Source organism: Streptomyces sp. NPDC052682 (assembly GCF_040678435.1).
Lineage (GTDB): Bacteria > Actinomycetota > Actinomycetes > Streptomycetales > Streptomycetaceae > Streptomyces.
Map to the genome: position 1 here is coordinate 37,479 of NZ_JBFATS010000014.1, position 26,982 is coordinate 64,460.

Sequence of the window (26,982 nt, forward strand, 5' to 3'; positions counted from 1 at the left end):
CCGTGACCGAGGGCCGCCGGCCCCTGACCCGGCGGCCCTCAACTCCCCTGCACCGGCCCCGCGTTCGAAACCCCGAACCGGAGACAACGCTTCGTGCAGACTTCGTTCAACCCCTTGCCGAAGCCTTAGCCGAAGGTTAACGTCCCGCTCCGCAAGCCTCTTTGAGCCACCTGGCGCGAGCCGCCCGGCCATCGAGCCGCTGAGCCGCAGCCGTACTCGAGACAAGGACGTCAGCATGTCGGCACTGAGCAACACCAACTGGGACCGCCGCAACGTACTGCGGGCCGCGATGGGCCTGGCCGCGGCCGGCGCGCTGACCGCGTGCGGCAGCAACAACGGCCGCGGCGGCGGCTCCGGTTCGGGCAAGACCCTGACGCAGTACTTCCACGCGTACGGCGAGGCCGGCGTCGAGCAGGCCGTCAAGCGCTACGCGAAGGCCTACAAGGAAGCCAACGTCACCACGCAGTGGATCACCGGCAACAACTTCGAGCAGAAGCTCTTCGCGGCGCTGCTCACCGACAACGCACCGGACGTCTTCGAGTTCCACCCGCAGATCCAGCTCGTCAAGAGTGGTCAGGTGGCGGACCTGACCGACATCATCGAGCCGGTCAAGGACGACTTCAACCAGGCCGACATCAAGTCGCACACGGTCGACGGCAAGATATACGGCGTCCGGATGATCGACGACCCGCAGTTCTTCTTCTACCGGCCCTCGATGTTCGAGAAGGCGAAGGTCGAGGTCCCGACCACGCTGGAGGAGCTGCTCGAAGTCGCCGACAAGCTCACCACCAGCAAGGTCAAGGGCGCCTTCCTCGGCAACGACCTCACCCCGCTCGAGCGCCCCCTGGTCTGGTCGGCCGGTGCCGACACCCTCACCGAGGACAACAAGCCCGCCTTCAACACCGACGCCGTCGCCGAGGGCCTCAAGCAGCTGCGTTCCCTGTTCACCAGCGGCAACCTGCTGCTCGGCGCCCCGGCCGACTGGTGGGACCCGTCGGCGTTCACCCAGGGCCTGACGGCGATCCAGTGGTGCGGCATGTGGGCCATGCCGGCCATGCAGAAGGCGCTCGGCGACGACATCGGCATCTTCCCCTTCCCCAAGGTCGGTTCGGCGGGCAAGCCGTCGGTGTACAACGGCGGCTGGTCGATGTTCGTCAACGCCAAGGGCAAGAACGTCGAGGCGGCCAAGGAATACGTCAAGTGGCTGTGGATCGACCAGAAGGAGTACCAGGAGGACTTCGCCACCTCCTACGGCTTCCACATCCCGCCGCGGACCTCGCTCGCCCAGTCCGCCACCAAGCTGAAGTCGGGTCTTCCGGCCGAGGGCGTCAAGCTGTTCAACGAGTTCGGCCACTTCGACAACATCGGCTGGACCCAGGCCATGATCGCCGCGTGGGACGACGTGATGGCGAACGCCGTCCGCAAGAACGGCGACCCGAAGGCACAGCTCGACGCGGCTGAGAAGAAGGTCGACGCCGAGCTCAAGAAGCTCTTCGGATAGACCACCGGACGGATTCCCGACATGTCGACCACCACCACACCCGGGGTCGCCGAGAGTCCCGCCCCGGCCAAGGTCTCCAAGGACCGGCCGCGGCGGGGCCTGAGGGCGAGCAGCACCTTCAACTTCTGGCTGTTCACCGGTCCGTTCCTGATCGGCCTGGTGATCTTCGTCTTCGTGCCGATCGGCTGGAGCATCTGGCTCAGCTTCTTCGAGGCGCGTTTCACCGTCACACCGAGCCAGTTCGTCGGTTTGGAGAACTACAGGACGATCCTGACGGACGAGGACTTCCTCCACTCCCTCGTCACCTTCACCGTGTTCGCCGCGTTCATCGTGCCCGCCACCTGGGCCATGTCACTGGGTCTGGCGCTGCTGGTGAACCGGCTGCGGTTCATGCGGGCGTTCTTCCGGTCGGTGTTCTTCCTGCCGACCGCGGTCAGCTACGTCGCCGCCGCGTTGATCTGGAAGATGTCGATCTTCAATGGCGTCCGCTTCGGTCTGGCCAACACCGTCCTGGGCTGGTTCGGCATCGACAACATCGCCTGGCTGGCGAGCCCCGACCCGCCCTGGTACTGGCTGGTCATCGTGACCGTCCGCCTGTGGCTCCAGTCGGGCTTCTACATGATCCTGTTCCTCGCGGCGCTCCAGAACATCCCGCAGGAGCTGTACGAGGCGGCCGCCCTGGACGGCGCCAAGCCGGGCTGGCAGACCTTCCGGCACATCACGCTGCCCCAGCTGCGGGCGACCTCGACCGCGGTGATCCTGCTCCTGCTGATCGCCGCCTACCAGGCCTTCGACGAGTTCTTCAACCTGCTCTCCAAGGCCACCTGGGGTCAGCCGCCGCTGGTGGAGCTGTACAAGATGGCCCTCGGCGAGAACCAGAACTACGGCGTGGGCAGCGCCGGCGCGGTCGTCCTGACCCTGCTCATCTGCGTCGTCACCCTGCTCCAGGGCAAGATCATGGGCTTCGGAAGGGGTGAGGAGTCCAAGTGACCACCACGGCACCCGACCTGAACAAGGTCACCGAGCCGGTCAAGACCCGGCGCGGCGGCAGCGTCCTCGGCAACACCGGCCTGTACATCGCCACCGGCGTGGCCGCGCTCCTCTTCCTGATCCCCTTCTATCTGATCGTCCGCAACGCGCTGATGACGGACCCGGAGATCACGGGCGAGGAGTGGAAGTGGTTCCCCACCACCATCCAGTGGGGCAACATCACCGAGCCGTTCGACGACGTCACCGTCGACTTCGCCCGGTCCCTGTGGAACTCGGTGGTCGTCGCCGTTCTGCACACCCTGGGCATCCTGCTGATCTGCTCGATGGCCGGCTACGGCCTGGCGCGCATCCCGTACAAGCACGCCAACAAGGTGTTCTACGCGGTCCTGGCGACCCTGATGGTCCCCACCGCCGTGACCTTCGTGCCGAGCTTCGTGCTCGTGTCGTCGCTCGGCTGGGTGGACAGCTACCGGGGTCTGATCATCCCGGGCCTGTTCAGTGGTTTCACCTGCTTCCTGTTCCGGCAGTACTTCCTCGGGTTCCCCAAGGAGCTGGAGGAGGCGGCGCGCGTGGACGGGCTCGGCTACTGGGGCGCGTACTGGCGTGTCGTCGTACCGAACTCGCTGAACTTCTTCGCGGCGATGGCGACCATCACCTTCATCAACGGCTGGAACTCCTTCCTGTGGCCGCTGGTCATCGGCCAGGACCCCAGCGCCTGGACGGTCCAGGTGGCGCTGTCGTCGTACATGACGAACCAGACCGTCAACTACCACCTGATCTTCATGGCCACGGCCATTTCCATCCTGCCCCTGCTGTTCGTGTTCCTCTTCCTCCAGCGCTGGCTGGTGCAGGGGATCGCGCAGACCGGCATCAAGGGCTGAGCTAGGAGACAGATGTCTTTCCGCACGACCACGGACACCGGCTACGTCGAGGACGTCTCGCCGGGCAGCGGGGCCCTGCCGCCCCGCGCCTGGTACGCGTCCTCAGACGCCAGGTCCCTGTCGCTGAACGGCCGCTGGCGCCTGCGGGTGTCGGCGACCGCCGACGCCGAGGACGACGCGTTCGCCGAGCCCGGCTTCGACGTCGGCCACTGGGGGGAGGTCACGGTCCCGGGCCACTGGGTCCTCCAGGGCGACGGGGCCTTCGGCTCGCCGATCTACACCAACCACCTGTACCCCTTCCCGGTGGACCCGCCGCACGTGCCGACGGAGAACCCGACCGGTGACCACCTGCGCGTCTTCGACCTGCCTGAGGACTGGCCCTCCGACGGGGGCGCGGTGCTGCGCTTCGACGGGGTCGAGTCCTGCGCCCGCGTCTGGCTGAACGGCACCGACATCGGCGAGTTCAAGGGCTCGCGCCTGCCGCACGAGTTCGCGGTCGGGCACCTGCTGAAGCCGCGGGGCAACGTCCTGGCCGTCCGGGTGCACCAGTGGTCGGCCGGGTCGTACCTGGAGGACCAGGACCAGTGGTGGCTGCCGGGCATCTTCCGGGACGTGACGCTGCTGCACCGCCCGCCGGGCAGTGTGCTCGACTTCTTCGTGCACGCCTCCTACGACCACACCACCGGGGAGGGCACCCTGCGCGTCGACTCCGACGTCGACGGCCGGGTGACCGTCCCCGAACTGGACATCGATGTCGCCACCGGCGAGCCGGTGACGGTGCCCGTCCAGCCGTGGACGGCGGAGACGCCCCGGCTGTACGACGGTGTCCTCGCCACCGAGGGCGAGCGGGTGCCGCTGCGCATCGGTTTCCGTACGGTCGTCCTGGAGGACGGCCTGATCAAGGTCAACGGCAAGCCGGTCCTGTTCAAGGGCGTCAACCGGCACGAGTGGCACCCGGTCAAGGGCCGCGCGCTGGACGTGGAGACCATGCGCGAGGACGTGCTGCTGATGAAGCGGCACAACATCAACGCCGTGCGCACCTCGCACTACCCGCCGCACCCGGCCTTCCTCGACCTGTGCGACGAGTACGGGCTGTGGGTCATCGACGAGTGCGACCTGGAGACCCACGGCTTCGTGGAGCAGGACTGGCGCGACAACCCCGTCGACGACGACCGCTGGACCCCGGCCCTGCTGGACCGCGCCGCCCGGATGGTCGAGCGCGACAAGAACCACCCGTCGGTCGTGCTCTGGTCGCTGGGCAACGAGTGCGGCACCGGCCGCGGCCTGACCGCGATGGCCGAGTGGATCCACGCCCGGGACCCCGAGCGGCTGGTGCACTACGAGGGCGACTGGAACTGCCGCGACACCGACGTGTACTCGCGGATGTACGCCTTCCACGACGAGGTCGACAGGATCGGCCGGAAGCTCGACGGCGGCACCGCCAAGCGCCGCGAACTGCCCTTCATCCAGTGCGAGTACGCGCACGCCATGGGCAACGGCCCCGGCGGGCTGGCCGACTACCAGGAGCTGTTCGAGAAGTACGAGCGGCTCCAGGGCGGCTTCGTCTGGGAGTGGATCGACCACGGCATCCAGCACCCCGAGCTCGGCTACGCCTACGGCGGCGACTTCGGCGAGGAGCTGCACGACGGCAACTTCGTCTGCGACGGGCTGGTCTTCCCCGACCGGCAGCCCTCGCCGGGGCTGGTCGAGTACAAGAAGGTCATCGAGCCGGTCCGCATCGAGGGCGACCCCCGCGGCGGCACCGTGCGGATCACCAACAAGCAGGACTTCGCCGACCTGTCGGCGCTGGTCTTCGACTGGGCCTACCAGGTCGACGGTGAGACCGTCGAAGCCGGTTCCCTGCCGGTGCCGGCGCTCGCGCCCGGCGAGTCGGCCGAGGTGAAGCTGCCCGAGCCGCCCGCGAACGGGCCGGGCGGCGAGGCGCTGTGGACCGTGACGGCACGGCTGGCCGAGGACACCGCGTGGGCGCCCCGGGGGCACGTGGTGGCGTGGGGGCAGGTCACCGTGGCCGCGCGGCCGGTGCCCGCCGTCTTCGCCAGTGCCGCTCCCACCGCCTCGGCGGACGGGCGGATCACGCTCGGCCCGGCCGTGTTCGACGCCCGTACCGGGGCGCTGACGCGTATCGGCGGTGTCGAGGTGAGCGGATTGCGCCTGGACGTGTGGCGGGCGACCACCGACAACGACGACGGCGCGGAGTGGCAGACGGACACCCGGTACGGGATGCTGTGGCGCACGCTGGGCCTGCACCGCATGCGGCACCGGCTCGGTTCCATCGAGGTGGACGGCGACGCGCTGACGGTCCGCACCCGGGTGGCGCCGGCCGCCCGGGAGGTGGGCCTGGCCACGGTGTACCGCTGGACCTCGGACGGCGACCGGCTGAAGCTGACCGTGTCCGTGACGCCCGAGGGCGACTGGACGGTGCCGCTGCCGCGCCTCGGGGTCCGTTTCGGGCTGCCGGCCGCCGACGCGGTGCGGTGGTACGGCGGCGGCCCCGGCGAGGCCTACCCGGACACCGGGACGGCGTCGGTGGTCGGCCGCTGGCAGTCGACCGTGGACGAGCTGCAGACGCCGTACGTCCGCCCGCAGGAGAACGGTGCCCGCGCCGATGTGCGCTGGGTGGAGCTCGGCGGGCTGCGCATCGAGGGCGACCCGGAGTTCTGGTTCACCGCCCGGCGCTGGACGACCGAGCAGCTCGACGCGGCCCGGCACCGCACCGACCTGGTGCCCGGGGACACGGTGTGGGTCAACCTCGACCACGGGCAGCACGGCATCGGGTCGCAGTCCTGCGGACCCGGTCCGCTGCCGCGGTACTTCCTGCGGGCACAGCCCGTGGAGTTCTCGTTCGTGTTCTCACCCACCGGGTGAAGAATCCGTTAATCGATTGACCGATTGATCGACTTTCCGAAAGGGTCGGGAGGTCGCCAGCGGCCGGTCGGCACTCACGCCGACCGGCCGCGTCTTGTGTCACGCGCGAAGGAGTCGATGTCCTTGGATGGCAGCATCGAGGTCCGGGATCTGTCCCGCACCTTCCACTCCACGGTCCGCCGCCCCGGCTTCCTGGGCGCCGTACGGTCCCTGGTCAACCCTCAGAAGGTGGCCAAGCACGCGGTCACCGGCATCAGCTTCGACGTCGCGCCCGGCGAACTGCTCGCCCTGCTCGGCCCGAACGGCGCCGGCAAGTCCACCACCATCAAGATGCTCACCGGCATCCTCACCCCCACCTCCGGCGAGGCCCGGGTCGCGGGTGTGGTGCCGTATCGGGAGCGGGAGCGCAACGCCCGCACCATCGGGGCCGTGTTCGGGCAGCGCACCCAGCTGTGGTGGGACCTGCCGGTGCGCGAGTCGTTCACGATCCTGCGCGACATCTACGAGGTGCCCAGGGCCGAACACGCCGCCCGTCTGAAGGAGTTCGACGAGCTGCTCGACCTGTCCTCCTTCTGGGACACCCGGGTCCGCCACCTCTCCCTCGGCCAGCGGGTGCGCAGCGACCTGGCCGCCGCCCTGCTGCACGACCCGCCGGTGGTGTTCCTCGACGAGCCGACCATCGGCATGGACGTGGTGGTCAAGGAGCAGGTGCGGGAGTTCCTGCGGTACCAGGTGGAACAGCGCGGCCGGACGGTGCTGCTGACCACGCACGACATGACCGAGGTGGAACGGCTCGCCGAGCGGGTCGTGCTGATCAACCACGGGCGGCTCATGCTCGACGGCACCCTTGACGAGATCCGCCGTACGTTCGGCTCGACCTGGCAGGTACGGGCCACCCTCGCCGACCCGCACGCCGAGGTCGTCCCGCCGCCCGGCACCACGCTGCTGCGGCACACCGGCGCGCAGGTCGTGTTCGGCCCCGACGGGCCCACCGCGCCCACGGTCCACCAGGCGCTCAAGGCGGTCGTCGAACGGTTCGAGGTGACCGACATCGCCCTGGACGAGGCGGACCTGGAGGACGTGATGCGGGCCGCGTACGCGCAGGTCGGTCCCGGGACGGAAGGGGGCTGACGATGGCGGCCCTGTACGCCTGGCGCACCGCCCGCGTCACCCCGCTCGGCGAGCTGCTGACCCCGCCCCGGATGACGGCCGTGCTGCTCCGGCTGGCCGTGCAGGTGGTGCTGGTGTGGTCGCTGTGGCGCGGACTGTACGCGCAGTCCGGCACCACGGCCGGGCTGGACCGCGAGCAGGCGGTGACGTACGCCGTGCTGGCCGTGCTCGCCTCCCGGCTCAGGGAACTGGACCAGTTCTCGGGCCGGGACAGTGTCATCCAGCACATGCACTTCGGCACGATCATCTACTGGTACCTGCGCCCGCTGTCGCCGCAGCGCTACTACGCCCTGCGCGCCCTGGGCGAGCGGCTGTACGGGCTGGCGTGGGCGCTGGCCGGCTACGCGGTCTGCCTCGCGGCGGGCCTGGTGTCGCCGCCGGAGTCGGCGGCCGTGGCAGGGGTGTTCGGCTTGAGCATGCTGCTCGGCCAGTGGGTGCTGTACTACATCATGCTGGTCATCGACCAGCTGTGTTTCTTCACGCTGCGCAACAACGCGGCGATGCTGATCCTCGTCTTCGCGCAGAACCTGCTGGCCGGTGTGTACGCGCCGCTGTGGTTCTTCCCCGACTGGTTCGTGACGCTCAGCGCGTTCCTGCCGTTCCAGGCGACGCTGAGCGTGCCGCTGTCGCTGTACGTGGGCCGGATCCCCTTGTCGGACGCGGCGTTCCAGCTCGGGACACAGGCCGCGTGGGTCGTGGTGCTGGCGCTGTTCACCCGGTGGGTGTGGCGGCGGGCCGCGCAACGTGTGATCGCGCAGGGAGGCTGAGATGTCACTGAAGGCTCTGCGTATCACGTGGCGCATCACCGCGCTCAACTTCCGCGCGCAGCTGGAGTACCGCTCCGAGTTCCTGATGATGATCGCGATCGGCGCGGTCTGGCAGGTGTCGGTGATCGTGTTCGCGACGGTGCTGTTGTCCCGGTTCACCGGCATGGGCGGGTGGGACAGCTCGGAGGTGCTGCTGATCCCGGCGACCCGGATGCTGGCGCACGGCCTGTTCGTGCTGTTCCTGGGCCGGATGCACTTCGCGGGCCGGCAGATCCAGGAGGGCAGGATCGACATCTACCTGCTGCGCCCGATGCCGGTCCACCGCCAGATCCAGCTGGCGTACTTCCCGACCAACGCCATCGGTGACCTGACGGTGGCGGCGGGCCTGATGGTGGGCGCGCTCTCGCGCAGCGACCTGGACTGGACGGCGGGCCGGATCACCTACCTGGTCGCGGCCGTGCTCGGCGGCATGCTGCTGGAGGCGGCCCTGTTCACGGCGGTGGCCTGCGCGGCCCTGCGCTTCCCCGCCGCCGACTACTGGGGCCGCTGGCTGGAGGAACTCCTCGGCACCTTCGGCAGCTACCCGCTGAACGTGCTCCCCAGGGCGGTCGGCGGCTTCCTGACGTACGGTCTGCCGCTCGCCTTCGTGGCCTACTTCCCGGCGGCGGTCCTCACCGGCCACGGGCACGACACGATGGTGCCGTACTGGCTGGCGGCGGCCTCCCCGCTGCTCGGGCTGCTGGCGTACCTGGGGGCGCGGGGGCTGTGGCGGTGGAGTCTGGGGCACTACACCGGGGTGAACGGGTGACGGCCGCGGTGTGACCCCGGTGAGCGGGCTGCCGCCCGGCGCGGCGCCGGTCAGTCCCGGGCCGCAAGCGTGTCGAGGCCGGTTTCGCGCAGGATGCGGTCCACCGTCTCGGTGAGGGCGCTGTCCGCGCCGATCACAGTCTCGGCGCCGCCGGGCAGCAGGTCCAGCGGCCGGTACCAGGCGCGCAGTTCGCCCGCGCCGAACTCGGTGGCCTGCGGCTTGGTGGCGTGCCGGGCGAGGGTCTCCTCGAACGGCACGTCCAGGTAGTAGCCGTGGCTGTGCCCCCGGTGGTCTGCGCGCAGCCGGGCCAGCATGTCGCCGTAGTGGTCGGCGTACAGGATGCCCTCGACGACGACGTGGTAGCCGGCGTCCAGGGCGTAGCGGGCGACGGTGTCGATCAGGCCGATGTTCGCCGCGCCGGGCCGGTCGCGCTCGCGCAGCACGACGCGGCGCAGGTTGTCCTGGCCGACCAGCGCCAGGCCGCGCCCGAACCGGTCGCGCAACCCGGCCGCGACCGATGACTTCCCCGAGGCGCTGTTGCCGCGCAGGATCACCAGCCGGGTCTCTTCGTCGCCCACCCTCACGGGTGGCACCCTAACGGAACCTTGTTCTGCTAGGTTTTTGCCTAGGAACCCTAGGTAACCGGAGGTCCCGTATGCCCCGTGCCGGGCTCACCGCCGAGCGGCTCGTCGCGGCCGCCGCGGACCTCGCCGACGAGGTCGGCTTCGAGAACGTCACCCTCTCCGCGCTGGCCCGCCACTTCGGCGTGCGGGACGCGAGCCTGTACGCGCACGTCAGGAACCTGCAGGACCTGCGCACCCGCCTGGCCCTCTTCGCGGGCGGCGAGCTGATCGACCGGATCGCGGCGGCGGTCGCCGGACGGGCCGGGAAGGACGCGCTGGCCGCCTTCGCCGGCGCCTACCGTCAGTTCGCGCTCACCCGGCCGGGCCGTTACGCGGCGACCCAGATCCGCATCGACCAGGCCCTGCTCGCCGGCTCCCCGGCCCTGCGCCGCACCGCCGAGATCACCTACGGCATGCTGCGCGCCTACGGCCTGGAGGAGCCCGACCTCACCGACGCCGTCCGCCTGCTGCGCAGCACCTTCCACGGCTACTGCGCCCTGGAGGCCGCGGGCGCCTTCGGCGCGGACCGGGACGTCGAGGCGTCCTGGGACCGGGCGATCGACGCGCTGCACGTGGCCCTGGAGAACTGGCCGCGTGAGGGCCGTGACCCCGAGGAGACGAACACCGGTGACTGACCTCCACCACGACGTGTGCGGCACGGGGCCCGTGCTCCTGGTGCTCCCCGGCGGCGCCGGGCACCCCATGGGCCTGGACCGCATGACGCATGTCCTCTCCAGCCGGTTCACCGTCGTCACGTTCGACCCCGTCGGCCTCGCCCACGGCCGGCTCGGGCAGCCGGTGCCCGACCAGCGCGTGGAGGACTGGAGCGAGGGCGCCCATCGGCTGCTGGAGGCGGTCCTGCCGGAAGGCGGCACGGCGGCCGTGCTCGGGATGAGTTCCGGCGGCATCGCGGCGCTCGACCTGCTCGCCCGGCATCCGCGGCGGCTGCGGCACGTGGTGGCGCACGAGCCGCCGGTGGTGCGCCTGCTGCCGGACGGGGCCGGGCACCGTGCCTCCCTGCTGCGCGAGGTGGGTGATCCGCCGCCCGGGGGCGAGCAGTTGACGACCCCCATGGAGGTCTTCCGCGCCCGTGTCGTGCGCCCCTTCACCGCGTACGCGCCGGACCTGGACGCCCTGCGCGCCGCCTCCGCACGCCTCACCCTGGCCGCCGGTGCCGCCTCGCGCGGCCATCTCCTCCACCGCACGGCCGCGTTCCTCGCCGAGCGCACGGGCGGCGCGTTCGCCGAGTTCCCGGGCGGGCACCTCGGACCCCTGGAGCATCCTGAGCAGTTCGCGGAGCGGGTCGCTGCCGCGCTGTCCGGCTCGGCCGCCGCCGACGGCGGCAGCCCATGCCCTCACTTGCAGGAAAGTTGAGCTCCGTCGTATAAATCATGTCCGATCGACCGTCTTCTCACGGGTTTCGTGCTCACGTGCGTGCTCCGTGATGCCGTGGATGCCGTGCCCGTGTTTCGTGGTCTTGTGGTCCTGGGCTTCGTGACGGGGAAGGTGATCGATGGGCGGCTGGACGTTCGCCGGGGAGGCGACGCAGGGCGGCGGCGACTCGGTGACGTTGATCGAAGGATCGTCGTTCTGCCTGTCCGAGCGGGGCGGTGACCTCGCACCCGGCACTCCCCAAGGGCTCTTCCACCGCGACACCCGGATCCTGTCCGTATGGCAACTGCGCCTGGACGACGAGGAGGTGGACCCGCTCTCCGTCATCGCGCAGGAGCCGTACCGGGCCCTGTTCCTCGGCCGGGCCCGGCCGCGCCCCGGGCAGAGCGAGGCCACCGTGCTGGTCGAGCGGCACCGGTTCGTCGGCGCGGGCATGCGCGAGGACCTGGTGCTGCGCAACCTCGGCAACGAGGCCGCCGCCTGCGTCCTCACCCTGCGCGTCGAGGCCGACTTCGCGGACCTGTTCGAGGTCAAGGAGGGCCGGGTCAGGCCGCGCGGCCAGTACGGCGTCGACTACGGCGACGGGGTGCTGGCCCTGAGCCGCCAGTGGCGCGGCGAGAGCCGGGGCGTGCGCATCGTCGCCGAGGACGCCATCTGCTCCCCCGGCCAGCTCACCTTCCGGGCCGTCGTGCCGCCGCGCGGCACCTGGCGGGCGTCCGTGCTGGTCACCCCGGTGAAGGACGGCGTGGAGACCCCGACGTCGTTCCCGCTGGAGCGGCCCGTGGAGCAGGCCGGGCCGTCGGTGCGGACCACCGAGTGGCGCGCGTCCGGGCCGCGCGTCACGGTCGGCGACGAGTCGCTGGCCCTCACCCTGCGCCGCAGCTGCCAGGACCTGGGCGCGCTGCGCATCTTCGACCCCGTACGGCCGGACACGCCCGTGGTCGCGGCCGGCGCGCCCTGGTTCATGGCGCTGTTCGGGCGCGACTCGATCCTCACCGCCCTGATGGCGCTGCCTCTCGACCCGGGCCTCGCCCTAGGCACCGCCCAGACCCTCGCCCGGCACCAGGGCACCAGGACGGACCCGGTGACGGAGGAGGAGCCCGGCAAGATCCCGCACGAGCTGCGCTTCGGCGTCGAGGCGTCCCTCGCCCTCGGCGGAACCGTTTACTACGGCACCGTCGACGCCACCCCGCTGTTCGTGATGCTGCTCGGCGAGCTGTGCCGCTGGGGCGTCGACCCGGACGCCGTACGGGAGTTGCTGCCGCACGCCGACCGGGCGCTGGAGTGGGTGGAGAAGTACGGCGACCGGGACGGCGACGGGTTCGTGGAGTACCAGCGCTCCACCGACCGGGGCCTGGCCAACCAGGGCTGGAAGGACTCCTGGGACGGCGTCAACGGCGCCGACGGCAGGATCGCCGAGCCGCCCATCGCGCTCGCCGAGGTGCAGGGATACGTGTACGCCGCCTACCGGGCGCGGGCGCTGCTCGCCGAGCACACCGGCGACACGGAGGGCGCCGCCCGCTGGCAGGAGCGGGCCCGGCAGCTCAAGCGGCGCTTCAACGAACGTTTCTGGCTGCCCGGGCGCGGCTGGTACGCCGAGGCGCTGGACGGCGAGAAGAACCCGGTCGACTCGCTCGCCTCCAACCTGGGCCACTGCCTGTGGACCGGCATCATCGACACGGACAGGGCCGAGACAGTCGCCGAACTCCTGCTCTCCCCCGAGATGTTCAGCGGCTGGGGCGTGCGCACACTGGCCACGACCATGGCCGCGTACAACCCGATGAGCTACCACAACGGCTCGGTGTGGCCGCACGACAGCGGCATCGTCGCCGCGGGCCTGATGCGCTACGGCTTCACCGGCCACGCCCGCCGCGTCGCCGAGGCCGTGCTGGACGCCGCGACGGCGTTCGGCGGGCGGCTGCCGGAGCTGCTGTGCGGCTTCGACCGAGCCGAGTACGCCCAGCCGGTGCCGTACCCGGCGGCCTGCTCCCCGCAGGCCTGGGCCTCCGCGACGCCCCTGTACCTGCTGCGGGTGCTGCTGGGCGCCGAGGTGTGCGTCCCGCACGGACGGATCCGGCTCGCCCCCGCCCTGCCCGCCCGCTTCGGGCCGCTGCGCCTGACCGATGTGCCGGTGGGCGCGGCCCGGGTGGGCGTGACGGTGACCGAGGACGGGGACGTCCAGGTCACCGGGCTGCCGACGGGCATGGAGGTCACGCAGGAGCCCTGCGCCTGCACGGCTTCCTTCCCGCCGTCTCCCTGACTCCCGCGTCTCCTGACGCCCGTCTCCCTGACTTTCCGCCTCCCTGACACCCCGTCTCCGAGACGCCCGCGTCTCCCTGACGCCCCCGTCCTGTGACGGTATGTCACCGCGCCGCGGCCGACGCTGCCCGTGGCCGGCCCACCCCATCCCTCGCCCCTGCTTCCGGGCACGGCACGGCAGAGCACGCCCGGGTGCGGTGCCGCCCTGCCGTGCGCGGAGGCAGCCGGGCGCGACAGGAAAGGAGTTGCACGTCGTGAGCAACCTGCCGCTTCGTATCGCCATGGTCGCGCCGCCGTGGTTCGAGCTTCCGCCGCGCGGCTACGGCGGGATCGAGGCGATGTGCGCCGACCTCACCGACGCGCTGGTGGAGCGCGGCCACGACGTGACCCTGATCGCCGCGGGACGCAACGGCACCCGCGCCCGCCGCATGCTGCGCACCTACGACGTGCCGCAGGGCAAGCGGCTGGGCGAGCCGCTGCCCGAGGTGTGGCACACCGCGGCCACCGCCCGCATCCTTGAGGACCTGGACGTCGACGTGATCCACGACCACACGCTCGCCGGTCCCCTGCTCGCCCGCGGCCGCACCACGCCCACCGTGGTCACCACGCACGGTCCGCTGGACGGCGAACCGGGCGACTACTACCGGCAGTTGGGCGACAGCGTGCACCTGGTGGCGATCTCGCGCTCGCAGCGCTCCCAGGCGCCTGACCTCAACTGGGCGGGCACGGTCCACAACGCGCTGCGCGCGGGCGACTTCCCGTACCGCCGCGACAAGGAGGACTGGGTCTTCTTCCTGGGCCGCTGCACCCCCGACAAGGGCATGCACCTGGCCATCGACGCGGCCCGCGCCGCCGGGCGGGAGATCAAGCTGGCCGCCAAGTGCAGCGAGCCCGCCGAGCACGCCTACTTCGAGGCCGAGATCAAGCCGCGGCTCGGCCCGGGCGTGGAGTGGCTCGGCGAGGTGACCGGCGAGCGCAAGAAGCAGCTGCTGGCCCGGGCCCGCTGCCTGCTGTTCCCGCTGCAGTGGGAGGAGCCGTTCGGCATGGTGATGATCGAGGCGATGGTGTGCGGCACCCCGGTCGTCACCCTGCGCCGCGGCTCCGTTCCGGAGGTCGTCGTCGACGGCGTCACCGGCCTGGTCCGCGACGACGTCGCCGAACTCCCCGACGCCGTCGAGGCGGTGGGCAGGCTCGACTCGCGGGACTGCCGCAACCACGTCATCGAGCACTTCCAGCCGGACACGATGGCGGCCGGGTACGAGGCGGTGTACCACGAGGTGCTCACCGCCACGGCACCGACGCCGCTGAGGGCCCGCGCCACGCAGGAGGACATGGCGCCGGTGGCCTGAGGCGTCGCCTAGCCGCGGCTCAGCGCCCGCACCTCGTCGTACGACGGTGTCGTCCCGCGCGGTGGCCGGCCCGCCCGGATGTCGGCCACCGCCTCCAGGGCCGCGCCCAGCGCCCGCCGGTACAGCAGCGAGCCGAGGCTGACCCGGGCCACACCGAGATCGGCGAGCTGCGGGAGCGCCGGGCCGGTGGGCGTGTACAGGACGTTGAGGGGGACGTCGAGGGCGCCGGCCAGGGCGGCGATGCCGTCGGGGTCGGTGAGCCCCGGCACGAACACTCCGTCGGCGCCCGCCCGCTGGTAGGTCTCGAGGCGGCTCAGGGTCTCGGAGAGGTCCCCGTCGCCGAGCCAGTGGGTGTCGGTGCGGGCGTTGACGAACAGGCCGGGGGCCGCCGCCTTCACCGCGGTGATCTTCGCGGCGTGCCGGGCGGCGGGGCCGAGCCCGTCCTCCAGGTTGATGCCGACCGCACCGACGGCGTACAGCTCGTGCGCGTACCGCGCCACCTCGTCCGGGTCGTCGCTGAAGCCGCTCTCCGCGTCGACGGACAGCCAGAACGGCTCCGGACCCAGGGCGAGGGCGAGCCGCAGGGTCTCCTCACGGGTCGCCGCCGCGCCGTCCGGCAGCCCGAGCGCCGCCGCGACGCCCAGGCTCGTGGTGCCCACCGCCGGAAACCCCTGAGCGGCGAGGGCCAGCGCGGAGGCGTGGTCCCAGGCGTTGGGCAGCAGCAGGGGCTGCCCCGGTCGGTGCAGATCTGCGAAGGCGGTCATACCGCAGACGGTAGGGGCCACTTCGTTCGGTGCCGGCCGAAGTGTCCCGGGCGCGGTCACGGAAGGCCGCGCACCTCCACGTCCGCGTCCCGCAGCCGCACCAGCGTGCTCGGTCCCTGCGGCCAGGAGATCTCCAGCTCCCCCGGCCCGGTGGCCCGCACCCGTACCGTCGTGGTCAGCGGGACCGGGTCGGGCTCCGCGGTGAGCCGGGCCAGGGCGGCGAACAGGGTCGCCCCCTCGGAGGTGGCACCCGCCAGGCTCTCGTCGAGGCCGACGGCCGGGAGCAGTTCGGCCCGTACGCCGTCCGCGGCCGCCCACCCGGTCACCCGCACCGGCGTGCCCGGTGGCGCTCCGGTCACCAGGTGCGCGCGCACCTCCGTGGCGCCGCGCGCCAGGACCACGCTGGTGACGGTGACCCCGTCCCGGACGGTGTGCCGGGAGGCCGCCCAGCCCTCCCCGGCGCCGAGCGGGGTGATGTCCGTACGGCCGGCGTCGCCGTCGACGAGCACGCTGTTGTCGTACGACGCCGCCGGGCGGGTCACGGTCGAGTAGGCCAGGCGCGTGTAGTACGGGTCGTAGCGGACGTCCTCGCTGCCGTGGTTGTGGAGGCGGACCAGGCCGTCCGAACAGGTGGACTGCAGCAGCCAGTTGGGGGCGGGCAAGGGGGTGACGGCGTCGGAGCGTTCCGCAGGGCCCGGCTCCTCCGCCGCCGTCCACACCTCGTGGCCGGGCGGCAGGAGCAGGCCGAGGAAGCCCTTGCTCGCCCAGTACGGGGAGGCGGGGCCCGAGTAGCCCTGGAGCACCGTCTCGTCGGGGCCGTGCCAGCCGAGGGTCAGCAGGCCGTGCGCGTCGACCGCGCCCCGGTCCAGGAAGTACTTCAGCGCCCCGGAGGCCAGACGGCGGGTCTCGCCGGGGGCGAGGGGCGTGTGACCGGTCAGCGCACCGAGCCACAGGGGGGCGGTGGTGGCGAAGCGGTACGTCAGGGACCGGCCCTGGTGCAGCGGGGCGCCGTCGCCGCCGAACAGGCGGGCGTAGTCGGCCAGATGCCGGGCCAGGCGGCCTCCGTAGCGGTCGAGCAGCCGCTCGTCCCGCTCCAGCCACGCGTGCAGCACCGGGTACAGGTGCATCGCCCAGCCGTTGTAGTAGTCGAACTTCCGGCCGTCGCCGTCGGTGTACCAGCCGTCGCCGACGTACCACTGCTCGATGCGGTCCAGCCCGCGCTCGACCGCCGCGCGGGAGGCGTCCGCCCGGTAACCGGTCCCGGCGAGGAAACCGCCGACCATGACCGGGAACAACTCCCAGTTGCACGGCCAGGGTTCGGCGGTGAGCGCGTCGCCGAGCCAGGCCGCCGCGCGCTGCCGTACGCCGTCGTCGAGGCGGTCCCACAGCAGGTCGCGGGTCAGGCGCAGCGCGAGGGCGATCGACGCCGCCTCCACCAGGGCCTGGCCGCGGTCCTCGATACGGGGCCAGACGCCGCACACCCCGGCCGCGAGGCCGTCCGCATAACGCTCCAACGCCTTCTCGTCGCGGCGGAAGGCCGCCAGCAGCAGGGTGCGGGCGTAGCCCTCCAGGCCGTCGGAGAGGCGGCCGGACCAGCTCGTGCGGTTCCCGGGCAGGTGGTACAGCGCCCGGTCCGGCGTCGCGTACGGCTCGACGGCCGCGAGCAGGGCGTCGGCGGCGGCCTCCCAGTGGGCGCGGGTGTAGCCGGTGCGGGGGCTGAGGGTGCGGTCGTCGGGTGGCAGCTGCATCGTTTCTCTTTCTCCGGGTGCGGACCTGGGGCGCCCCGGTTCCGGTCGGGACGCCCCAGGGGTTCATCCCACCCGCACCCGGCCCTGCGGCACCAGGTGCTGGGCGACGAGTTCGTCGCGGACCAGGCCCGCGTACACGGTGGCCCCGTGCACGGAGGTGTGCGTGTTGTCCCGCTTCTCGTCGGTGAGGTACAGCGCCTTGGAGCCCTCGACGCCGAGGGACTCCACCAGCGCCTTGGTCCTCGCGGTGAGGTCGATCAACGGGACGTCCTCGGCGGCGGCGACGGAGCGGATGACGGCGGGGTGGTCGACGCCGAGGCCGTTGACGAGCAGCGCTGTGTTGTTGTTCAGGGTGCCGTCGGCGCTGAACCAGCGCCGCACGATCGGCGTCACCAGGACGGGTCGCCCGCCCTGTTCGCGGACGCCCGCCACCAGGGCCTCGAGGTTGGCCCGGTAGGTCGCCTCGTCGGTGGTCTTGTCGTTGTGGGCGAGCTGGATCAGCACCAGGTCCCCCCGGTGGATCAGGGGCCGCACGGTGGCCCACAGCTGCGGGTTCCCGAGATAGGTGACCGTACTCTCGCCGGAGTCGGCGTAGTTGGCGACGGACAGGCCCTTGCGGAGGTACCGCGGCAGTTGCTGACCCCAGCCGGCGTACGGGTCGCCGGGCTGGTCGCAGACGGTGGAGTCGCCGACCAGGAAGATGTGCCGGGCGTGCCGCGCCGGAGTGACCTCGATGCCGGCCAGGGCCGGGGCCGGACCGCCGAGGGTCAGGTCGAGGCCGGGGGTGCCGTCGGGGCCGGTGGGCTCGCCCTCGGGGGTGCGGACCTGCACGGTGAAGCTGCGGGCGAGGCGCCGGCCGGCCGGTACGGCCGTCTCGCCGAGCAGCGCCCGGCGGGTCTCGCCGGCGATGCTCGTGCGGGACGCGGCCTCGCCGCCGAGGAGGACCTTCACGTCGTACGTGCCCGGCGGCACGTCGAAGTGGCAGGCGGTGGCGGAGCAGTTCTCGATACCGAGGGGATGCTGACCGCCGTGCGCCTGCGCCGGTACGGTCACCAGGCCGGTGCTCAGCGTCAGCGCCGCCAGGACGGCGAGCTTGAAACGTCTCATGCGTCGGCTCCTCCACAGGACGACAAGGCCTGGCGCTGGACCGTACCGCTCTTGGCAAGCGCTTTCTAGCCCCCCACTGGGGGATACGGCTCGTCACGTCCCCCGTGTCCACTGCTGGTTGGTGCCTCCGGTGCAGGTCCAGGTGATGATCGCGGCGGCGTTGGCGGTGGACGCGCCGTTCACGTCCAGGCACTTGCCGGTCGCCCGGGACCTGACGGTCACGTACGAGCCGGTGGTGGTCAGCGACCACTGCTGAGCGGTCGCGGAGGCGCTGCAGTTCTCCTGGGTGACCGTGCTCGCGTTCTCCTGGACGCACAGCGAGCTGTGCCGCGTCATCAGCTGGTAGTAACCGCTGCTGGTCGACTTGAACCAGTACTTCTGGTTGCCGCCGCCGTTGCAGTCGTACTGCTTGAGCTGGGCGCCGGGCCACTGCGACTGGCTGGTGACGTCCGCGCACCGGCCGCTGTGCCGGGCGATCAGGGTGTGGTACGTGGCGCTGGTGCCGGTGACGGTTCCGGCGGTGGTGTCGACGGTGACCTCAGGGGACCAGGACATCGACAGCGAGGTGGAGCTCGGGAAGGTCAGCGGCAGCCACACGTAGCGGGAGTCGTTGACGGTGCCGCCGAAGGAGTTGCCCCAGCGGTCGCCCAGGTACAGGTACGAGGTGCCCGAGGAGCCCTGCACCGGCAGCACGTACGCGGTCTGCGAGCCGAAGGCCGTCGCGTCGCCGACGTTCCGCATCGCCGACCAGGGGCCCGCGAGGCTGGTGGCCGTGGCGTACTGCTGCTGGTTGGGGTTCCAGCCGGTGGCGCCCGAGGTGAGCATGAAGTACACGCCGTTGCGCTTGAACAGCGCCGGGGCCTCGCGGTGGCCGCCCGGCCAGGGGTTGGCGACCAGGCTCGCGATGCCGGTGTAGTCGGCGGTGAGCCGGTAGATGTGCAGGTCGTAGTTGTCGCGGGCGGCGGAGACCATGTAGCCGGTTCCGTCGGTGTCGACGAAGGCCGTGATGTCACGGGACATGTGCTGGCCGAGCGGACGGAAGCTGCCCACCCAGGTGTAGTCGCCGTCCACGGTGTCCGACACGGCCACGGCGGCGCGGGCCTCGCTGTAGTCGGAGCCGTTCTCCTTGTGCACCCACATCACGAACTTGCCCGTGGCCGCGTTGTAGATGACCTTCGGCCGTTCGATGTTGGCGCTGGCCAGTTCGGCGGCGGACGACTGGGTCAGGACGTGGTTGCGGAACTCCCAGTTCTTCAGGTCGGTGGAGCGGTAGGCATCCACGTACCGGAAGGTGTTGTCGGCGTTGCGGTGCTCACCGAACCAGTAGTAGTACGAGCCGACCTTGAGGACGCCGCCGCCGTGGGCGTGCACGGGGTTGCCGGCGGTGTCCGTGAACTGGGTGCCGTTGGTGACGGTCTGGGGTGCGGCGCTCGCCGGGGCGGCGGTCGCCAGGGCGCCGGCGAGCGCGCAGCACAGGGCGAGCAGGATGCTGTGGAGGCGTCTCATCTCACACCCCCGCCTGCGCCGTGTCGGCGACCGGGATGCCGAAGTCCGGTGTGCCGTCCGGTTTCCAGCCGAGTCTCTGGATGCGGGTGTGGCGGTTGGGATCGTTGAGCGGGTCGCCGGCGATCTCCTTGTACGGGCGGGCGTGGTAGACGAGGACGTCGGTGCGGCCGTCCTCGGCGATGGTGAAGCAGTTGTGGCCGGGGCCGTACTGCCGGGTCGTGTCGTTGCTGGTGAAGACGGGCGTCGGCGACTTGGACCAGCTGGCCGGGTCCATCAGGTCGCTGTCGGCGTCGGCGGTCAGCAGGCCCACGCAGTAGTGGTGGTCGGTGGCGCTGGCCGAGTAGGTCAGGAAGACACGGCCGTTGCGCTTGAGGGCGTAGGGGCCTTCGTTGACCTTGTAACCGACGCACTCCCAGTCGTACTCCGGGGTGGACAGGCGGATCTGCGGGCCGCGCAGGGTCCAGGGGTCGGCCATCTCGGACAGGAAGAGGCCGGTGTTGTTGTCCATGCCGGGCTCGTGCTGCGCCCAGCACAGGTAGCGGGTGCCGCGGTGGGTGAAGGTGGTGGCGTCCAGGGAGAACGTCTCCCAGGCCGTCTTGATCTGCCCCCTCTCCACCCAGGTGCCCTGGAAGGGGTTGGGGTGGGAGTTCTCCAGCACCCAGATGCGGATCCTCCACACGTCCTCGGCGGGCGCGGCGGCGAAGTAGATGTACCACTTGCCGCCGATGCGGTGCATCTCCGGTGCCCAGATGTGCGCGCCCATGTCCCCGGTGGGGTGGGCCCGCCAGATGACGGACTCGTCGGCGGTGGACAGGCCGTTCAGGGTGCGGGAGCGGCGCAGGACGATGCGGTCGTACTCGGGGGCGGTGGCGGTGAAGTAGTACCAGCCGTCGGTGTGCCGGGTGATGTGCGGGTCGGCGCGGTTGCGGACGAGCGGGTTCACGAACGGGGCTGCCTTCGGGGGTGTGCCAGGGGCGGCGGGGGCCGCCGCCTGGGCGGCGCCGGGTACCGCGGCCAGGGCGCCGGCGGCCGCGGCACCTTTCAACAGCAGTCGGCGGCTGGTGACTTCGGGCAGAGCGGGGTCGCGGCTCATGCGAACTGCCTCTCAGACGTGGGGGTACGTTCGAGATCACGAACTGCATCTGTCATCACGAACGAGCTGAAGGTAAGCGTGTGTCATGAGTAGGTCAACGGGTCGGACGGGACGGGAAAGGTCCCGCGAAGTTTCTGTTATCGCCCCGGGCCCGGGTGCGTCTCCGACAGCGTGCGCAGCCTCACCCATACGACAGCAGCGGCCGTCGCCGGTGCCCTCGCGGTGGCCCTCCTCACCGCTCCCCCGGCAGCGGCGGCCTCCCGGGACGTCACCGCCGACGTCCTCGCCGGCCGGGACGTGACCCTGAGCGGCGACACGGTGGTCACGGTCCCGCCCGGGACGACGACGTACGACGGGGTGTTCCGCGGTACGGGCACGCTCACCGTGCGCGGCACGGGGACGCTGATCCTCACCAGGGACAGCGACTTCACCCTGCCGAGGTCCCGGCAGCGGCAGCAGGTGAGCGTGCGTGGCGGCGCCCACCCGTACGTCACCGTCACCCGCCCCGACCCGCCGGCCGTCACCGTCGCCCGGGGTGCGACCCTCCAGTACGGCGACGGCGGCACGACCGGGCTCATCGGCCACTTCCCGTACGGCACCCCGGCGTTCCGGCTCAACCAGGACAACATCCGGGTCGACGGCACGCTCCGGCTGTCGCTCAGGAGCGCCTACAACCTGGGCACCCTCAGCGGCTCCGGGCTCATCACCCAGCCGAGGTTCCTGTGGGGCACCTGGGACCTTTCGGGCACCCACCCCTTCTCCGGGGTCATCGACAACGGCACCCAGGTCGACGCCGGGAGACCCGAGTACGCCACCTCGCTCCCCCGCGTCCGCAAGGTGCTCAACCAGGGCACCTGGACCGTGGACACCCCGCTGGGACAGACCGTCACCATGGGGATGGACTTCTACCAGCGCGCGTACGGCAGCGACATCAACATCCAGTCGCGGCCCGGCGGCAAGGTGATCCTGACCGGCCAGTACAGCTGGTCGGACCGGGGCGGCGACACCGACCCGTCGCTCAGCGATCCCGCCCTCAACTGGACGCCCGCGCGCAAGAACGTCAACAAGCGCGGCACCAACATCAAGGGCGCGGACGTCCAGTGGGGCGACGGCACCACTCACCGCATCTTCATGCCGGGCACCGCGGAGACCGTCTACATCAACCTGCTCGCGGCGCGCTCCCGGTCCCGGCTCACCTTCGACTACGACGGCCCGGTGACGCTGGGCGCGCCCATCGGCGGCGGCCGGTTCCACGACACGCTGGCCGCGCCGGGCGCGGGGGACGTCGTCATCAAGGGAACGAAGGGCAACGACGTCACCTTCGCCGCCGTCCAGTACTACGACGGCTCGACGACCGGCGAGAAGGGCGCCGTGCTGCGGCTGGGCTCGGGCAGGCCCGGCGGCGACGGAGGGCTCTACACCAAGGGCGGCCGCTGCGAGGTCGTCGACGACGGCTCACTGGTCGTGCACAACACGCGCCAGGCCCTGTCCCTGCCCCCGGTCAGCGGCTCCGGGTCGCTCACGCAGGCGGGGCCGGCGACGACGACCCTGACGGGGAGTGTGACGTACACGGGGACGACAACGGTCGCGAAGGGCACGCTGGCGCTGCGCTCCGGAGCGACGCTGAACCACAGCCGGGCGATCCGCCTCACGACGGCGGCCGCCCGGCTGGACGCGGGCCCGGCCGGGCTGCGGGTGACCCACTCGCTCAGCGGCACGGGCACGGTGCGGGGGGCGGTGACGAACGAGGGCGTGGTCGCGGGCGGTCTCACGGTGCGCGGCTCCTACACTCAGCGCGCGCGGGGCGAACTGGTGCTGGGCTCCCGGCCGCTCACGGTGACCGGCGCGCTCCGGCTGGCCGGCGGCCTCGATGTCTCGGCGGCCGGGAAGCAGCGCCCCGCCCGGAAGATCACCGTGCTCGACCACACGGGGCGCGCGACAACCACCGGCGCGTTCACCGGCCTGAAGGAGGGCGCCCGGCTGAAGCTCGCCGGCACCACCTACCGGATCACCTACCGGGGCGGCGACGGCAACGACGTCGTCCTGACCGCGACCGCCGGGGCGAGCCCGCCCGCGGCCGCCCGCGCGGCATCGGGGCCGGGCGCGGCGAGCGCCGAGGCGCGCACCTCGGACACGTCGCACACCGTCGGCTTCAACTGGTGGCCGTACGCGCTGGGGCTGGGACTCCTGGCCAGTCTGCTGGTTCCCGCGACGCGACGCGTGAGCGGGGGCCGACGCCGGCGCGGCAGGCACGCCTCGCGGGGATAGGCACGCCGCACACCGGAACGCCTGGCGAGGAACCGGTCAGCCGTACGGGAGCACCCGGCGTCTCGGCACGGCCGCGCTGGTCAGTCGCCGCCTGGCCGGTGAGCCACGCCTGGCACTCGCCGCCCCGGGTCAGTCGGCGGGGGGCCGTCGACGGGGCCCTCAGCCGCCGTTCCGGCTCAGTCAGCCGTACAGTCCCTCGGCGCCCCTGGCCGGTCGGTCGTCCCGGCCGACTCCCATCGCCGGGAGCGGGCGATCCCCACGAGGACGTCCAGCACCCGCGCCTCCTCCGGCGGGCCGGCTCCTCGCACCGGTCCTCCAGCGCACGGAACAGCTCCTCCGCCCGACCCCGTGGGCAAGTCCTCGGACAGATGGGCTGCGGGCAGATGAGGTCCCGCGGCGGACCAGGTCCAGCCAGTCGCTGTACAGCAACAGCTGCCGTACGACGGGGTCGTCCGACGTACCGCCGACCGCATCGGGCCCGTCGGCGCCCCAGCGGACGAGGAAGTCCTCGTTCGATCAGCGCTGCGTCTTGCTGCCGACGTAACCGCGCAGGAAGCGGCGGGAGAGCCACGGCCGGTCCTCGACGCGGGCTGCTGCCTGGGCTGTGCCGAGCCGCCGGACGTGCCGGGCGAGCGGCCAGCCGGTGGCAGCCTGCCCGCGGGCTTCCTCGAGCAACAACGCCACGTCGCCGTCCGGACGTTCGCCACGGATCAGGAGCCCAGGGCAGGCATGCCGTACAGCTCCCGTACCCGCGGCACCCCGGTGATCTCGGTGCCGTTGCAGCCGGTGATCGAAATGGCGACGAGGAGTACAAGGTTTGGCAAAGAGTCGACGTCTCAGCTCAGAGGAACCTCAACACGTTTCCCTCACATAGTGGCCGCGCCGCGGGCAAACAGGGCTGATCACGGCCACAAACGGAATTGGCAGCTCCAGTTTGCCGGTGCGGCGGCGTGATGGGATCTGGCTACCGCGAGCCCGACCAGCTCGCCCGCACCAGCTGCGCGCCCGCAGGGCTGCGCAGTGAACGAACAGGGGATTCATGGCCACCAGCCAGACCGGACGACCCGCCTCCCGCGCCACCTGGGCCCTATGCGCCGTTCTCGTGGCGGGGGCCGCCGTCGCCCCACAGGCCGTCGCACCCGCCCAGCCGGCTGCCGCAGCGGACACGGACTGCATCACCTCCTCGGTCCCCACCTACGTGTGGGAGCCGGCCACCAGCGGCAACATCGCGTCCAAACGCGTCCTCCACAAGTACATGGAGTGGGGCCCGAAGAGCCCCGGGGCCACGCTTGTGGACACCCTGTACACGGCGAACCTGCCGATGACCAGCAAGGTGTTCACCGGCGGCGGCAACGGCCTGCTCTACGAAGCCACTGCCACCGGCCAGGTGAAGGCGTACAAGGACAACACCGCCACCGGCGGCGCCCTGCTGACGCCGGTGAAGATGTACGGCCTCGACTGGTCGTCGGCCACACGCGTGCTGACCAATGGCCAGTGGTTCCTGGTGTTCGCCTCCGACGGCACCATGGACGTCTACCGCCAGTCCAGCCCGGCCACGGGCGACGGCACCCTCACCCGGATCGTCGATGGCACGAAGTCCTCCATCACCACGGCGATCGCCGCAGCGGACGACGCCTGGATGGTCAACTCTGCCGTGCAGTGGCTGAAGGACGGCACGATCCAGCAGAGCCTCGTGCTGCCGCTCAATCCCACCACCGGCCCCACGATCAAGCTGTGGGGCACCACCGACATCGCCACCGGCGTCGACGCCACCCAGGGCTGGTCGGCAGGCCCGGGTGCCGTCGGTACCCAGTCCGTCACCGCGGACCCCGACACCACCGGCCAGATCCGTACGTACACCACCGGTCCCTGGACACAGGCCGACGACGACGTGCGCTCGGGCATCGTCGGCGAGATCATCGCCGACGCCGGGCCCTGCCTGACCGACCCGGACCCCGACGTGGCGCCCTACTTCGGCGCTCCCCCGGACGACACCGGCACCGCCCTCACGGACGACCCCGCCGGCGACACCGTCGCGCCGCCGTCCCGCACGGTCACCGGCAGATTCACCTTGGGCAACGGCCAGCCCTCCGCGGGGCTGCCGGTCTCCGTCACCGCCTCCGACGTCGGCCTCGACGCGGCGGGCGAGACGAAGGGGACCGTGGTCGGCACCGCCACCACCGGTGCGGACGGCTCCTGGTCCCTCACGCTCCCCGAGACCTTGCCGGCCGCCGTGCAGCAGGCCAAGGACGACAATGGCGGGATCCTCAACCTGGAGGCCGTCGCCCTCGGCGCCACAGGCAGCGGCGTGAAGATGCTCGGTGTCGACAGTCTGTCCGCCATGACCGACCAGGCGGCCGTCGACGCCAGCATCGCCGGTCCCGACAACGGCCACAGCGTCAAGCTGATCCCCAACACCGTGGATGCCGAAGGCAATCCGAAGGATTCCTTCGCCGCGACCGGCGAGGCGCAGACCTACGCGGCCAAGGTCGAGAACAGCCCCGCCGTCCCCGACGGGGAGGATCCGCAGTGGCAGAGCGACACCGGCGTGCTGCCCGCCGACTACGACCCGTACCTCGTCGACGGCAAGGACGTCAGTGCCGAGCCCGTACGGCCACCGGTCACTCCTATGGCTTCCGGCACCTGCGAGACGATCCGGATCCCCGTCGCGTCCAAGATCAAGTACACGGTGGTGGGCGAGGCCCACGCCGGCTGGGACGCGAAGGCGACCTTCGAGTACGAGTCTTCCATGAACTCCAGCGTCGAGACGGCGGTCAAGAGCAACGGCAACTGGACCCTGGGCGCGTCTAAGGAGGTCTCCCACAGCGTCAGCATCGCCGTCGGGTACACCAACAAGGGCCCGCACTACGCGAAGCAGTACAAGGTTCCGATCGAGTACGTGAAGGTCAAGAACCAGTACATGTGCTCCGGCGTCGTCCGCTCCACCTGGTACAAGATCGAGCCCAAGCGGTACAAGGCCCCGGCCGGCGGGGCGCTCGGCAAGGTGGGCAAGGACGTCTCCGGCAAGGACGGTTCGGCGAACTTCAACCGCGCCAACAAGGCGTACCGCAACTACCTCGAACCGGGCGCCCACGCCCAGCTCTCCCGGGGCAGGAGCGTCAAGTTCGGTGGTGCCGTCAGCTTCTACGGCGTGTCCATGGGGGCGAAGACCGGGTACGACTCCAACCACAAGCAGAAGATCAGCGCCGGCAACAGGCCGGGCAAACATTGGGTGTGGGGAAAGAATGGGTCCATCAGCAGCGGCAAAGCCGGCGTCTTCTACTCCAAGTAGGACCTGGGGAAAAGGCCGCGCACTCCTGCTGGGGTCGGCCCTGGCTGCCGCGCTGACCGTCCTGGCCGTCTGGTCGCTGCCCGGCGAGGAGCCCTCCGGGGGCCATGCGGCCGGCACGGCGCTGGACGGTGACATCCAGGCCGGCGTCGAGGTGACCAGCCCGCACGCGCGGATCGGGAAGGAGTACTGGGTCGCCCTTCCCACGGCCGACAACGTCTCCGACCGGCCGCTGACGCTTCTGCGGGGCGAGATCACGCGGGTGCCCGACGGCCTTCGGATCATCGGGTACAAGGCACTGAGCCACGAGGACACGGGCGGGCACCCGCTCAGTGCCTCTCCGGTCGGGGGCTCGCCCGGCATACCGGATCTGACCACGCTGCCCGACCGCTCCGGCCGGCCGGCCGTGGTGCCGGCGCACGAACCCGGCGAGGTCTTCTGGGCGGCCCGCGTCCGCGTGACGGGCAAGGTCACCGGTGATCTGACCGGATGCCGGTACGTCTACCGGCAGGGGGGCGTGACGTACCAGCAGGATCTGGTCTGTGTCTCGAGGATCCGCGTGGGGTGACCGGTGAAGCACC

21 protein-coding genes are annotated in these 26,982 nt (G+C 71.4%); 14 read left to right on the plus strand and 7 right to left on the minus strand.

Features of this window, described 5'->3' with window-relative positions; genetic code table 11:
- Positions 1-235: 235 nt before the first annotated feature.
- The 7 genes from AB0K80_RS22525 (at position 236) to AB0K80_RS22555 (ending at position 9,003) form a co-directional block, all read left to right on the plus strand.
- Entirely contained in the window at positions 236-1,501 is a 1,266-nt protein-coding gene (locus AB0K80_RS22525; protein WP_365672308.1) for a sugar ABC transporter substrate-binding protein, read from the plus strand.
- A gap of 21 nt (positions 1,502-1,522) precedes the next feature.
- Positions 1,523-2,491 carry a sugar ABC transporter permease gene (locus tag AB0K80_RS22530; RefSeq protein WP_365672309.1) on the plus strand — a complete coding sequence of 323 codons (969 nt, stop codon included), beginning with the start codon at positions 1,523-1,525 and terminating at the stop codon, positions 2,489-2,491.
- Positions 2,488-3,372: a carbohydrate ABC transporter permease gene (locus tag AB0K80_RS22535; protein WP_365672311.1), complete on the plus strand. Its 885-nt coding sequence runs from the start codon at positions 2,488-2,490 to the stop codon at positions 3,370-3,372. Before AB0K80_RS22530 ends, AB0K80_RS22535 begins: the two co-directional genes overlap by 4 nt.
- Before the next feature lie 12 nt (positions 3,373-3,384).
- Entirely contained in the window at positions 3,385-6,258 is a 2,874-nt protein-coding gene (locus AB0K80_RS22540) for a glycoside hydrolase family 2 TIM barrel-domain containing protein (RefSeq protein ID WP_365672313.1), read from the plus strand.
- Between the two features lie 123 nt (positions 6,259-6,381).
- Entirely contained in the window at positions 6,382-7,389 is a 1,008-nt protein-coding gene (locus tag AB0K80_RS22545) for an ATP-binding cassette domain-containing protein (RefSeq protein ID WP_365672314.1), read from the plus strand.
- Positions 7,390-7,391: 2 nt separating this feature from the next.
- Entirely contained in the window at positions 7,392-8,195 is an 804-nt protein-coding gene (locus AB0K80_RS22550) for an ABC-2 family transporter protein (RefSeq protein WP_365672316.1), read from the plus strand.
- Between the two features lies 1 nt (position 8,196).
- Positions 8,197-9,003, plus strand: a complete 807-nt coding sequence (locus AB0K80_RS22555; protein WP_365672317.1) for an ABC-2 family transporter protein — start codon at positions 8,197-8,199, stop codon at positions 9,001-9,003.
- Between the two features lie 50 nt (positions 9,004-9,053).
- On the opposite strand, the gene AB0K80_RS22560 is transcribed toward AB0K80_RS22555, so the two are convergent.
- Positions 9,054-9,596, minus strand: coding sequence for a kinase (locus tag AB0K80_RS22560; RefSeq protein ID WP_365672318.1), 543 nt, complete (start codon positions 9,594-9,596; stop codon positions 9,054-9,056).
- Positions 9,597-9,658: 62 nt separating this feature from the next.
- Here AB0K80_RS22560 and AB0K80_RS22565 point away from each other — a divergent pair, with 62 nt between their 5' ends.
- From AB0K80_RS22565 to AB0K80_RS22580, 4 genes are all read left to right on the plus strand, one after another.
- Positions 9,659-10,261: a TetR-like C-terminal domain-containing protein gene (locus AB0K80_RS22565; RefSeq protein ID WP_365672319.1), complete on the plus strand. Its 603-nt coding sequence runs from the start codon at positions 9,659-9,661 to the stop codon at positions 10,259-10,261.
- Positions 10,254-11,000 (plus strand): alpha/beta hydrolase, encoded by a 747-nt coding sequence (locus AB0K80_RS22570; protein ID WP_365672322.1) that lies wholly within the window; start codon positions 10,254-10,256, stop codon positions 10,998-11,000. Before AB0K80_RS22565 ends, AB0K80_RS22570 begins: the two co-directional genes overlap by 8 nt.
- A gap of 139 nt (positions 11,001-11,139) precedes the next feature.
- Positions 11,140-13,278 (plus strand): glycogen debranching N-terminal domain-containing protein, encoded by a 2,139-nt coding sequence (locus AB0K80_RS22575; RefSeq protein WP_365672323.1) that lies wholly within the window; start codon positions 11,140-11,142, stop codon positions 13,276-13,278.
- Positions 13,279-13,531: 253 nt separating this feature from the next.
- Positions 13,532-14,626, plus strand: coding sequence for a glycosyltransferase family 4 protein (locus tag AB0K80_RS22580; RefSeq protein WP_365672324.1), 1,095 nt, complete (start codon positions 13,532-13,534; stop codon positions 14,624-14,626).
- Between the two features lie 8 nt (positions 14,627-14,634).
- On the opposite strand, the gene AB0K80_RS22585 is transcribed toward AB0K80_RS22580, so the two are convergent.
- The 5 genes from AB0K80_RS22585 to AB0K80_RS22605 all read right to left on the minus strand — a co-directional run bounded on the left by AB0K80_RS22585 (position 14,635) and on the right by AB0K80_RS22605 (position 20,844).
- The gene (locus AB0K80_RS22585; RefSeq protein WP_365672326.1) at positions 14,635-15,390 is read right to left on the minus strand and encodes an isocitrate lyase/phosphoenolpyruvate mutase family protein; all 756 of its coding nucleotides are present in this window, start codon (positions 15,388-15,390) and stop codon (positions 14,635-14,637) included.
- A 56-nt stretch (positions 15,391-15,446) separates the two neighbouring features.
- Positions 15,447-17,138, minus strand: a complete 1,692-nt coding sequence (locus AB0K80_RS22590; RefSeq protein ID WP_365672327.1) for a DUF2264 domain-containing protein — start codon at positions 17,136-17,138, stop codon at positions 15,447-15,449.
- Positions 17,139-17,201: 63 nt separating this feature from the next.
- On the minus strand, positions 17,202-18,245 hold the full coding sequence (locus AB0K80_RS22595; RefSeq protein ID WP_365672329.1) for a rhamnogalacturonan acetylesterase: 1,044 nt from the start codon (positions 18,243-18,245) through the stop codon (positions 17,202-17,204).
- Between the two features lie 93 nt (positions 18,246-18,338).
- On the minus strand, positions 18,339-19,751 hold the full coding sequence (locus AB0K80_RS22600; protein WP_365672331.1) for an RICIN domain-containing protein: 1,413 nt from the start codon (positions 19,749-19,751) through the stop codon (positions 18,339-18,341).
- 1 nt (position 19,752) lies between these two features.
- Positions 19,753-20,844 (minus strand): glycoside hydrolase family 43 protein, encoded by a 1,092-nt coding sequence (locus AB0K80_RS22605; protein WP_365672333.1) that lies wholly within the window; start codon positions 20,842-20,844, stop codon positions 19,753-19,755.
- Between the two features lie 171 nt (positions 20,845-21,015).
- Between AB0K80_RS22605 and AB0K80_RS22610 the strand changes: the two genes are divergently transcribed.
- Positions 21,016-23,112 (plus strand): autotransporter-associated beta strand repeat-containing protein, encoded by a 2,097-nt coding sequence (locus AB0K80_RS22610; RefSeq protein WP_365672335.1) that lies wholly within the window; start codon positions 21,016-21,018, stop codon positions 23,110-23,112.
- A 516-nt stretch (positions 23,113-23,628) separates the two neighbouring features.
- On the opposite strand, the gene AB0K80_RS22615 is transcribed toward AB0K80_RS22610, so the two are convergent.
- Positions 23,629-23,796 (minus strand): hypothetical protein, encoded by a 168-nt coding sequence (locus tag AB0K80_RS22615; RefSeq protein WP_365672337.1) that lies wholly within the window; start codon positions 23,794-23,796, stop codon positions 23,629-23,631.
- A 355-nt stretch (positions 23,797-24,151) separates the two neighbouring features.
- Between AB0K80_RS22615 and AB0K80_RS22620 the strand changes: the two genes are divergently transcribed.
- Both AB0K80_RS22620 and AB0K80_RS22625 read left to right on the plus strand, forming a co-directional pair.
- A complete protein-coding gene (locus AB0K80_RS22620) occupies positions 24,152-26,404 on the plus strand; it encodes a hypothetical protein (RefSeq protein WP_365672340.1) in 2,253 nt (750 codons plus the stop codon).
- Positions 26,358-26,969, plus strand: coding sequence for a hypothetical protein (locus AB0K80_RS22625; RefSeq protein ID WP_365672342.1), 612 nt, complete (start codon positions 26,358-26,360; stop codon positions 26,967-26,969). Before AB0K80_RS22620 ends, AB0K80_RS22625 begins: the two co-directional genes overlap by 47 nt.
- Positions 26,970-26,982 lie beyond the last annotated feature (13 nt).